At 45.8% G+C, this 11281-nt stretch carries 9 protein-coding genes and 1 pseudogene; 3 read left to right on the top strand and 7 right to left on the bottom strand.

Translation table 11 applies throughout. The features are described from left to right. The 3 genes from AACU59_RS17900 to prlC form a co-directional block, all read right to left on the bottom strand. On the bottom strand, positions 1 to 86 hold an 86-nt coding region (locus tag AACU59_RS17900; protein WP_161437655.1), incomplete at its 3' end, for a transposase DNA-binding-containing protein. Between the two features lie 194 nt (positions 87 to 280). Continuing rightward, positions 281 to 2455, bottom strand: coding sequence for a DNA helicase II (gene uvrD, locus AACU59_RS17895; RefSeq protein ID WP_017045940.1), 2175 nt, complete (start codon positions 2453 to 2455; stop codon positions 281 to 283). A gap of 156 nt (positions 2456 to 2611) precedes the next feature. Beyond that, positions 2612 to 4654, bottom strand: coding sequence for an oligopeptidase A (gene prlC / locus AACU59_RS17890; protein WP_094145330.1), 2043 nt, complete (start codon positions 4652 to 4654; stop codon positions 2612 to 2614). 205 nt (positions 4655 to 4859) lie between these two features. Here prlC and AACU59_RS17885 point away from each other — a divergent pair, with 205 nt between their 5' ends. Together AACU59_RS17885 and gorA are read left to right on the top strand one after the other, a co-directional pair. Next, complete coding sequence (locus tag AACU59_RS17885) at positions 4860 to 5699, top strand: 23S rRNA (adenine(2030)-N(6))-methyltransferase RlmJ (protein WP_017045941.1); 840 nt, start codon at positions 4860 to 4862, stop codon at positions 5697 to 5699. A gap of 110 nt (positions 5700 to 5809) precedes the next feature. Beyond that, complete coding sequence (gene gorA / locus AACU59_RS17880; protein ID WP_081245272.1) at positions 5810 to 7168, top strand: glutathione-disulfide reductase; 1359 nt, start codon at positions 5810 to 5812, stop codon at positions 7166 to 7168. Between the two features lie 112 nt (positions 7169 to 7280). Here the strand turns inward: gorA and AACU59_RS17875 are convergent, their stop codons facing one another. Both AACU59_RS17875 and AACU59_RS17870 read right to left on the bottom strand, forming a co-directional pair. After that, positions 7281 to 8045: a substrate-binding periplasmic protein gene (locus AACU59_RS17875; RefSeq protein WP_094145548.1), complete on the bottom strand. Its 765-nt coding sequence runs from the start codon at positions 8043 to 8045 to the stop codon at positions 7281 to 7283. 189 nt (positions 8046 to 8234) lie between these two features. After that, a complete protein-coding gene (locus AACU59_RS17870) occupies positions 8235 to 9131 on the bottom strand; it encodes a response regulator (RefSeq protein ID WP_017046676.1) in 897 nt (298 codons plus the stop codon). Positions 9132 to 9228: 97 nt separating this feature from the next. Between AACU59_RS17870 and AACU59_RS17865 the strand changes: the two genes are divergently transcribed. Continuing rightward, entirely contained in the window at positions 9229 to 9978 is a 750-nt protein-coding gene (locus AACU59_RS17865) for a chromosome partitioning protein ParA (RefSeq protein ID WP_081317722.1), read from the top strand. A 34-nt stretch (positions 9979 to 10012) separates the two neighbouring features. Here AACU59_RS17865 and AACU59_RS17860 read toward each other — a convergent pair whose 3' ends face one another. Together AACU59_RS17860 and AACU59_RS17855 are read right to left on the bottom strand one after the other, a co-directional pair. Continuing rightward, positions 10013 to 10939 (bottom strand): SPOR domain-containing protein, encoded by a 927-nt coding sequence (locus AACU59_RS17860; RefSeq protein WP_094145549.1) that lies wholly within the window; start codon positions 10937 to 10939, stop codon positions 10013 to 10015. Positions 10940 to 11072: 133 nt separating this feature from the next. Next, a pseudogene (locus tag AACU59_RS17855) lies at positions 11073 to 11281 on the bottom strand (IS4 family transposase); the annotation flags it as partial.

Genomic DNA, 11281 nt, shown 5'->3' with positions numbered 1-11281 from the left:
GCTAGGGCAACGAGTCTTTGAGTACGTCTTGGGTCATTGAGGTGAGCTTGACCAAATTGCTTTTGTGCCCAGAGGGTTGGTTCTATATAAGTCATTCTAATCATCCTTGTTATTGCTTAGATGATCAGATCATGAAACATAAAATTAGTTCAAAAAAATCCCCAAGCAGAGGCTTGGGGATTTGTGTATAAGAGACAGCTCCCAGCCTTCCCCTCAAAGGAGAGGAGAACAATCCAACCATCTCAGCAAAGAAAAGTACCCTTTCTTCGTACAAGGAAGATCATAGTTTCTCTAGCTTGGCATAAGCAGTCACTAGCCATTTAATGCCTTCACCGTTAAAAGCGACTTGCACTCGACTTTGCGGGCCACTACCTTCGAAATTAATGATGGTGCCTTCACCAAAAATAGGGTGTTTCACGCGTGCGCCCAAGCTAAAGCCTGTCTCGTTAAAGTTCTCTTTGACCGCTGTTTGACTAAAACGCCCGGCACTGCTTGGTCGGCTCACTTGCGCTTTCATGCGCACTTCATCAAGGCACTTTTCTGGCAGCTCACGGATAAAGCGTGACGGCTTATGGTATTTATCCTGACCGTATAAACGGCGAATTTCAGCGTAAGTAATGTAGAGCTTTTGCATGGCGCGCGTCATTCCGACGTAGCACAAACGGCGCTCCTCTTCCAATCGCCCCGCTTCTTCGGCCGACATTTGGCTAGGGAACATGCCCTCTTCAACGCCAACCATAAACACCAACGGGAACTCTAACCCTTTCGCGCTGTGCAGTGTCATTAACTGTACGGCATCATCAAATTCGTCAGCCTGCCCTTCGCCCGCTTCCAGCGCTGCGTGGGTTAAAAAGGCCGTCAACATGCTCATCTCATCCGCTTCTTCTGGCTTTTCAAATTGGCGTGTTGCGGTGACTAGTTCTTCCAAGTTTTCAATTCTGGCTTTGGACTTTTCACCCTTTTCAAGCTGATACATCTCAAACAAGCCAGAGGTTTTGATTACATGGTCGGTTTGACTGTGTAACGGCATCTCAGCGCTATCATCTTCAAGGGCATTGACCAGTTCAATAAACCGGCTTAATGCGCTTGCAGCACGTCCTGTGAGCACTTTTTCTTCCAACAGCACAAGGCTCGCTTGCCACAAGGTACAGCCGCGATCTCGCGCCGCAAAACGAATGGTTTCCAGCGTTTTATCACCTAAGCCACGCGGTGGCGTATTTACGACTCGCTCAAAGGCCGAATCATCATTGCGGTTAGACATCAAACGCAAGTAACTTAACGCATCTTTGATCTCTTGGCGCTCGAAGAAGCGCATGCCGCCGTAGATGCGATAGGGCAAGCCTGCTTGAATCAAGGCTTCTTCCAAAACACGAGATTGGGCGTTGTTGCGATAAAGCATCGCACAATCCTCTAATGCGCCACCTTTATCTCGCCACTCTTTGATTTTATTGACGGTAAAACGCGCCTCATCAAGATCGTTGTAGGCCGAATAGATAGAAATTGGCTCGCCTTCGCTGCCATCTGTCCAGAGCTCTTTACCCATTCGCTCGGTGTTGTTCGCGATCAGTGCGTTCGAGGCTTGCAAAATGGTTTTGGTTGAACGGTAGTTTTGCTCTAAACGAATGGTATTAACGCTCGGAAATTCCTGCGTGAATTTTTCGAGGTTTTCAATTTTGGCACCACGCCAGCCATAAATGGACTGATCATCATCACCGACGATCATCACGTGGCAATCGCGCCCAGCCATCATGCGCAGCCACGCGTATTGGATGTTATTGGTGTCTTGAAATTCGTCGACCAAGATGTGTTTAAAGCGCGCTTGATAATGTTCACGAATGTGCTGCTTATCACGCAACATCTCGTGGCAACGCAGCAAAATTTCGGCAAAATCAACCAAACCTGCGCGATCGCACGCCTCTTGGTACGCGGAATAAAGCTGCAAATAGGTTTGAGTCACGGGATCGCGGTATGCATCGATGTGCTTCGGACGAAGACCTTCATCTTTTTTACCGTTAATCCACCAGCACACCTGGCGCGTAGGCCACTGCTTCTCATCTAGGTTTTGTGCTTTGATTAAGCGACGCAGCAAACGCAGTTGATCTTCAGAATCGAGGATCTGAAAATCCTCAGGCAGGCGAGCGTCAAGATAGTGAGCGCGTAAAATACGGTGGCAAATACCGTGGAAGGTGCCATTCCACATGCCCGATGCGCTGCCCATCATCAACTCTTCAATTCGGCCACGCATTTCCGCCGCCGCTTTGTTGGTAAAAGTCACCGACATCACTGAAAAAGGCGAGGCGTTTTCAACCGAGATAAGCCAAGCAATGCGATGCACCAATACTCGGGTTTTACCACTCCCCGCTCCGGCAAGCACCAGCAAGTTTTCTAAAGGCGCGGCAACCGCTTCGCGCTGTTTATCGTTGAGACCGTCGAGTAAGAGAGAAGGATCCATCATGGCTAAGCTACTGGTTATTTATACATAATTGCCCAGATTATAACCTCAAATCGCGGCAAGATGCTCGTCTCTATCACATTTTTCTGGGCATTCAAAAATGAAAAGCCCACCGCAAAGGTGGGCTAATTCGAGCTTCATCGCATTTTAAGCGCGTGACTACGCGGCGATCCCCGCATGACGCAGCAACGCATCAATTTGCGGCTCGCGGCCTCTAAAGCGTTTAAATAGCTCCATCGGCTCTTCACTACCACCCATTTCAAGGATGTTGTTCAAGAAACTTTGCCCAGTCTGTGGGTTAAAAATTCCCTCTTCCTCAAAGCGAGAAAACGCATCCGCCGAAAGCACTTCTGCCCATAAGTAGCTGTAGTAACCTGCGCTGTAACCGCCAGCAAAGATGTGGCTAAAGCTGTGTGAGAAACGGTTCCATTCAAGGCTTGGTAACACGGCCACTTTCTTTTTCACTTGGGCGAGAGTTTCCAACACTTGCGGCCCTACTTCGGGATCGTAAGTGGTGTGCAAGGTGAAATCGAACAAACCAAATTCAAGTTGGCGCAAAATAAACATCGCTGACTGGAAGTTTTTCGCCGCGAGCATTTTATCGAGCATTTCTTTCGGTAGCGGTTCACCCGTTTCGTAATGACCTGAAATAAACGCTAACGCCTCTTCTTCCCAGCACCAATTTTCAAGGAACTGACTTGGCAGTTCAACCGCATCCCACGGTACACCGTTGATGCCAGATACCGCACCCACTTCAACTTGAGTCAACATGTGGTGGATCCCGTGTCCAAACTCATGGAACAAAGTGACCACTTCATCATGAGTAAATAACGCAGGTTTATCACCGATTGGGCGATTAAAGTTACAGGTCAAATAAGCCACTGGTGTTTGTAGCTCGCCATTTTGAGTGATACGGCGGCCACGGCAATCATCCATCCACGCGCCGCCACGCTTATGTTCGCGTGCATACAGGTCGAGATAGAAGCTGCCACGCAGTGCTCCTTTCGCATCAAAAATATCGAAAAAACGCACCGATGGATACCAAGTATCAACCCCAGAGCGCTCTTTGACGCTCATGCCAAATACGCGGTTGAGCACTTCAAATAGGCCGCTCACCACTTTCAATTCTGGGAAATAAGGGCGCAGCTCTTCATCTGAAATATCAAACAAGTGCTGTTTCTGTTTTTCGCTGTAGTAAGCGATATCCCACAACTCTAGCGTGGTCACGCCAAACTCTTGCTGCGCAAATTGACGCAACTCTTCTACTTCACGCTCACCTTGCGGTTTCACTTTGGTGGCTAAATCATTTAAAAACCCTAACACTTGATCGGGCGTTTGCGCCATTTTAGTCGCCAGTGATTTTTCACTGTAGGTATTAAAACCGAGCATACGGGCTATTTCATGACGCAGTTTGAGTTTCTCAGCGATGATTTCGCTGTTATCCCACTTGCCCGCATTTGGCCCGCGATCCGAGGCACGCGTGACATACGCTTCATAAAGCTCTTTGCGCAAAGCTTGGTTATCACAATAAGTCATCACTGGCAGATAAGAAGGAATGTCGAGCGTTAATAAATAGCCATCGAGCTCTTTGGCTTGCGCCGCCGCTTGTGCCGCTGCTAACGCCGATTCTGGCATGCCCGCTAATTGATTGGCGTCGGTAATGTGCTTGGTCCAGCCCATCGTGGCATCCAGTACATTGTTAGAGAACTTAGAACCCAACTCAGATTGACGTTTACTGATCTCGCCGTACCGTTTTTGCTCTGCCAATGGCAAGCCGATACCCGATAGCTCAAAATCACGCAGTGCATCATTGATGGTTTTTTGCTGCGCCTGAGAGAGAGAGGAAAAAGTATCGCTGGCTTTCATGCTCTTATAGGCTTCAAACAGGCCTTTATGTTGCCCAACCCAAGTGCCGTATTCAGACAACAGCGGCAAACAGCTTTCGTACGCATCACGCAGTTCATCGCTATTGAGCACGGAATTAAGGTGGCTCACTGGCGACCAAATGCGGCTTAAGCGATCATCCACCTCTTCAATGGGTGCAATCAAGTTTTCCCACGTTGGGGTACTATTGCCAGCAAGGCGTTTTTCAATTTCGGTGCGGCAATCTTCTATCGCTTTCTCAACCGCAGGCTTCACATGCTCTGGCTTAATGGCGGAAAACGGCGGTAAATCCGTGAAAGTGAGAAGTGGATTAGACATAAAACATTCCTTTTAAGTTAAGACGCGCCTGCACGTTGATGCATTTCTCTGCAACAGTCACTGATTGTTTCACGGCAACCGTCGATTTTGTTTATCTGAAATAGTAAATATAGGTAGGTTCAGCAATTTTCAATAGTGGCGTATAATCAGCCAATACGTTTGATTGATGAAACACACTCCATTTGGGGTGTTTTGAGAGCCTATTTTGCTAAGTTATCGCCACAGTTTTCACGCGGGCAACCACGCGGATGTATTAAAGCATATCGTACAAAGCCTTATCCTCAATGCATTACAGCAAAAAGAGAAGCCTTTTGTTTATCATGACACCCACTCTGGCGTGGGCCGTTATGACTTGACCCATGAATGGTCAGAAAAAACCGGTGAATATAAACAAGGGATTGCTCGTATTTGGCAACAAAATGTAACGCCACCCGCTATTCAAAGCTACCTTGAGGCAGTAAAAGCACTCAATGAAAGCGAAGAGTTACGCTACTACCCCGGTTCACCGCGCGTGGCGCGTGCTCATCTACGCGCGCAGGATCGTATGGTGCTCACTGAATTGCATCCGAGCGATTACCCTTTGCTCGAGCAAGAGTTCCACCGAGATCGTCAGGTATCGATTTACAAAGAAGATGGTTTCCAACGCTTAATCGGTAGCCTGCCACCGAAAGAGCGTCGCGGCTTAGTGTTGATCGATCCCCCTTACGAATTGGCCAAAGAGTACAGCGATGTCGTAAGAGCCATTGCCCAAAGTTATAAGCGCTGGGCGACGGGTATCTACGCCATTTGGTATCCCGTAGTGAATCGCGACACCATTGAGGACTTGCTTGAAGGGCTGGCAAGCCTCGGTATTCGCAAAATCTTACAAATTGAATTGGGCGTATCGCCAGACACCCATGAACGTGGCATGACCGCTTCAGGCATGATAGTGATTAACCCACCGTGGACACTGGAAGGGCAAATGCAGGAAATTTTACCGTTTCTTCAGCAAGCGATTGCCCCGGTAACCGGTCATTTTAAAGTCGAATGGGTTGTACCAGAATAAACTGACCCAATCTATCAAAGAAGTAGAGAACCTTTTTCGCCTTGCTATGGTTGCCAACACCGTACAAAACCAAGGTCAAACAGGATGAAAAAAGAATAATGGAGAAAGTAATGACAACGCATTTTGATTATATCTGTATCGGTGGTGGCTCTGGTGGTATCGCTTCAGCGAATCGCGCGGCAATGTATGGTGCGAAAGTCGCACTGATTGAAGCCAAAGACCTTGGCGGCACTTGTGTCAACGTCGGTTGTGTTCCGAAAAAAGTGATGTGGCATGGCGCGCAAATTGCTGAAGCAATGCACCTTTATGCCAAAGATTACGGCTTCGATGTCGATGTCAAAGGATTAGATTGGTCAAAACTGATTGAGAGCCGCCAAGCGTATATTGGCCGTATTCATCAATCATACGACCGCGTATTGGGCAATAATAAAGTGGAAGTGATCCGCGGTTTTGCACGCTTTGTTGATGCAAAAACCGTAGAAGTAAACGGTGAACACTACACAGCAGACCATATCCTGATTGCCGTTGGCGGACGCCCAACCATTCCGGCTATCCCAGGGGCGCAATACGGCATTGATTCCAATGGTTTCTTTGACTTGACCGAACAGCCTAAACGCGTCGCGGTTGTGGGCGCAGGTTATATTGCGGTTGAAATCGCGGGCGTACTCAACGCACTCGGCACTGAAACGCACCTTTACGTGCGCAAAGAATCACCACTGCGCAGCTTTGATCCCATGATCATCGAAACACTCACTGAAGTCATGGCGGCGGAAGGCCCAACATTACATACTCATTCAGTGCCAAAAGAAGTGATCAAAGAAGCCGATGGCAGCCTGACTCTACACCTTGAAAATGGCCAAAGCCAAAACGTTGATACGCTCATTTGGGCAATCGGCCGCCACCCAGCAACCGATGCGATAAACCTAGCAGCAACGGGTGTGGCAACTAATGCACAAGGCTATATTAAGGTTGATGAGTACCAGCAAACCAACGTCGCGGGTATCTACTGTGTCGGCGATATCATGGAAGGCGGTATCGAGCTCACACCAGTAGCCGTCAAAGCAGGCCGTCAACTTTCAGAGCGCCTGTTTAATGGCAAAACCGATGCGAAGATGGATTACAAACTAGTCCCGACCGTGGTCTTTAGCCATCCCCCGATCGGCACAATTGGCCTCACCACGCAAGAAGCCCAAGCGCAATATGGCGAAGAGAATGTCAAAGTGTATACCTCTAGCTTCACTGCCATGTACACCGCCGTCACCTCTCACCGTCAACCATGCAAAATGAAACTAGTATGCGCTGGCCCTGAAGAAACCGTTGTTGGCCTACACGGCATCGGTTTTGCGGTTGATGAAATGATTCAAGGCTTTGGCGTAGCCATGAAAATGGGCGCAACCAAGGCCGATTTTGATTCAGTTGTGGCAATACACCCAACGGGTAGTGAAGAGTTTGTTACCATGAGAAACTAAATATATTCTTTATCGTAAAATAGCAGCGAGTCATAAGCCGCCTCGCTGCTGTTTAAATTACGAATAGATATATCGCAATGAAATATAAAAATAAAAAGTAATATTCCTCAATCTACTCTTTCTGAATTGGGGCTTCTAAGTTATAAGATTCGTATATCCTAGTAATCTCTCCGGAACGACGCATTTCAGCTAAAATATTCTCTAGCTGATCGATATACTGATAGTTCGCCGATCGTTTAGGCACACTAAAAAAACGACCATTTAGGTAAATGTTTTTATAACTTATTTTCTTTAATTTAGGGTCATTTTCAAAAAGATTAAGCCCATGCTGTTCAGAGGTGATAGCAAGATCGATGCGACTAGCCTCTAGCATATTGATAATTTGTTCTACGCTAGTGACAAAACTGATTTTTAATTTGTCTGTATTTTGGTTAAATTGGTCACTATAAAAACTGCCATTGAGTGCACCAATAACAAAACCTCGGCTGACAATTTCATCAAAACTATTTGCATCAATATCCGAGTTCGTCCGAGTAAAATAAAACACCGCTCTTTCACCATACCCCATTAATAATGGGTGAAGAAACTGTTCTCTCTCTTCATCCATAGAGTGCAGAGGAATAAGATCAACTCCACCCTGTGGAGCGACACCAATGGTTCTTGCCCAAGGAACTTTTGTCCAATGGACTTTATGCCCCAACTTAAGAATAACCTGGTTAATCACATCACCACCAGGGCCTTTACACTCACCATTTTCAAAATAAAGATAGGGTTTTCTATCTCGGCAATGCCCCTCCCACGTAACATTCGCTAAAAGTGGGGCTGACATAAATAGGCTTAAGCAACCAATGATGAATATCCGTATAAACTTTATCATATCGCTTCCTTTAATTAATCAATTAATCCTAATGTTAAATATTTTTAGGAATAACTTAAATATAGTCACTAAGTGGCAATTTTGCTTATATCTCATGAATAACGGCTCATCAATATCATCTAAGAATATACCCAATAGCAAAAATCATCCTGTCATAAAGATAACCTCAGAATATGCTCTTAAAGATGATTAAAATCCCACCAAAGTAATTTTCCCTTGGGCTAACGCCCCCATTTGGCAGGAAAAATCGACCCGTTTATCCGCTTCTTTGGCAAATAGGGTTTCGAGCTTTTCAAACGATTGAGGGATAAAACTGATATTTTTTAACTTCAAGCTTTTGCGGGTTTGATTATCAAGAAACGCTAATGCGGAGGCACTTAACACTTTCTGGCAAGTATCGAGAATATCTTTACTGACCATTTTGCTGTGTACCGCTTGTTGTAGTTGCTCTTTGGTAATGCTGGGGTTGCCTTTAGCAAAGACACAAACGGCGTAGATATCAAGCAGTGCCACCGCGCGCGGCTTTTGCGTTTCGCCATCTTCATAGACTGCCATCAAACAAGGAATTTTGCTCTCATCAAACGATTGGCGACGAATATTATTCAGCACGATATCAGCACCTACCGCTCTTTTTAGCAGCTTCTCTAGCTGCGAAAGCTTTGGTAAAGCCAACTCATCTTGCAGCTCGACCATTTCATCTAATTCAATGCAGCTCTCTTCCGCTCCTTGCACTAAAGGAAGCAACTTTTGGTGCAGTTCACCATCGTCAAACGGTTTCGATAACACAAACGACGCTCCAGCTTCAAGCGCCTGTTTGATTTGTTGCTCATCGGCCACCGTGGTGAGCATTGCCACTTTTATCCCGAGCTTACGTTTGGTTATCGCTTGTGTCAGCTCCAGCCCCGTCATGCCGGGCATGTGCCAATCTGTTAAGACAATATCCGGCTGCCAACTGCCAATCAGCTTGAGTGCGGCCTTACCATTGTCTGCCTTTTGAATGGACAAACGTCGGTAGCCAAACGCCTCTAAGGCTCGTCTGACTATTTCAAGTGTCGCTTTACTGTCATCAACAATGAGAATCTTCACAGCACATTTTTCTATGACCTAACTTGTTCAAAGTATAGGCACATTTTTTTACAACAACTAAACTTACCTGAAAATACAGCAACAAAAGTGGGTTTATGTGATGCCAATACAAGAGTTCCTCACCGAAAAGGTTTTATCGCTCTTAGCGATCGATCTCGGGCTTATTATCTTGTTGGCTTGGTTTTTTATCCTACTGCTGATCCTGCGTGAATTTAGGAAATTTGCGCATGGTTTTACTCGTAGTAAAAGTGATAGCGATGAAGACACGCTTCATTTATGCCAACAATCCGTTGAAAATGCGTTGAACTACACCGCAGAGCATAGCTCGACTCTGAATGATTTAATCATCATTCAAAAAGCGCTCGAGCAACAGGTTTCTCTCATCAAAAATTCCTCTTCTCAGGGCATTAGTGCCGAAGATCAGGCTTCAATTGATGAGCTCAATGAGAAATTGAGTAAATCGCATAAGTTGATCCGCAAACTGAAAGGCGATCTCGATAAAAGTGTGAAAGGGCTACGAGTGACTCGTAAAAAACTCTTTGCTCAAACTGATACCGTTGACAGTTTGAAAGAAGAAAAAGCCACTATCGAAAAAGAGTTTGAACAGTTAGAAGCGGAATACATTAAGATCAGTAAAGCGGGTGATTTCTACGAAATGGCAAAAAATTATCAAGCCGAGAAAAAAGAACTACTAGAGACCATTGAGAAATACAAAGAGCAAGCCAAACAAGGTGGCACTTCTGTCGATGTCGAAGCGATGAAAAAACAGTTGTATCACATCAGTAAAGAAAAAGATTTTATCGAACAACGCTATCTACAATTACTCGAAGAGGGAAAGAAAGAGTAGCGCTGCCGCCATTTCTGACGGCAAACTGAGACACTTATTTAACGCAAATCACATTGAGTAATGAGGAACCTTTCAGTTGGCTGACTTTACCGTTGGTAAAAAGCCCTTTTTGCGACCATCCCCAATAAGGTAAGTGCATTGGCCATTGGTTACTGTCCATCTGTTTTGAATCCAAAAGGCGTTGCCACTCTTCTTCCGTTACCAAGCGCATCGCCATTTTTTGGCAGGTTTTTTCTGCCACCTCATAGTTTAGGCGGCTCCATGCTAGGCCATGTTCCATATAGAACTGTTCATCACTCGAACGTAAATGAGGCACCACAAACTGCAAACCGTTTGCGGTGGTGCTCAAACGAATTTCAACCGCTGGCGGAACATTAAGAGCTGGCGCTTTGGTTGATGGTTTCGTTGATAATGGCGAACTCGCCATTTCCACTTGTGGTTTCGGTAAAGACTTTTTGGTGATTTGTTTTGCGGCAGACGTTGCTTGAGCGGAAGTTGTCTTTTTTATCGGCGAGCTAGACTGTGCGCGCCCTTTGGCAACCTCACGAATGAAAGCTTCTTTGTAACCGGGGATTTGCCGGATAAGAGGCAGTTCTTTTTTTACTTGCTCATAATCAGTATAAGGACCGATTAAGCAACGATACGTTTTCGCTTCTGGTTTTAGCCATACATCGGTAGAAATATGGGTATAAAACGCTTTGGCTTTCAGCAAAGATAATGGCTTATTTAACACGCCACACTGAATCCAAAAAGTGGATGATTGCCCTTTGGGCTTTTTCTTTCCCCATAAACCTTGCCCTATTGGGCATGCTTTATCAAGAATGGGTAACTGATCGACAGAAGCTTGAGTCGCATCACAAAGAAAATCTTCCGCCCAAGCGGGTTGAAATAAAGCCAGCGACGCCAACACCGTTAGGCTTGATGTCACACACAGGGTCGTTTTCCGCATCAGGGTCATCATATTGAGTCCATATACTTGCTTAATAGTAGTGACAACATTACCGATTCAATGTTCCCTAGTTCAATGGATTTGGGTTGGGTATAACAAAAATACTAGCAAAAAAAGAGCCGCATTTGACGGTAATGCCGTTCACTTAAGAGTGAACGGCATTTTTGTTCTTAGCATACCGTTGTGGTCTAGGCTTAACTGTTCTAGGGAATGTTCTTTCCCTTCGCCCTTCAAGTATTAAGCTTTCAGCCATGTTGTGAAAACCCTTTAACTGACGAGGTATTGCTCCTGGTGTTGAGTAAGGTAAGCCTACAAGTAACGCAGATACATGAGCTAATGTGCCGTTAAAACTCA

It is taken from the genome of Vibrio sp. V23_P3S9T160 (assembly GCF_963886625.1).
Lineage (GTDB): Bacteria > Pseudomonadota > Gammaproteobacteria > Enterobacterales > Vibrionaceae > Vibrio > Vibrio anguillarum.
The sequence above is the reverse complement of the archived record's forward strand: the minus strand, read 5'-3'. Positions and strand labels throughout refer to the sequence as shown.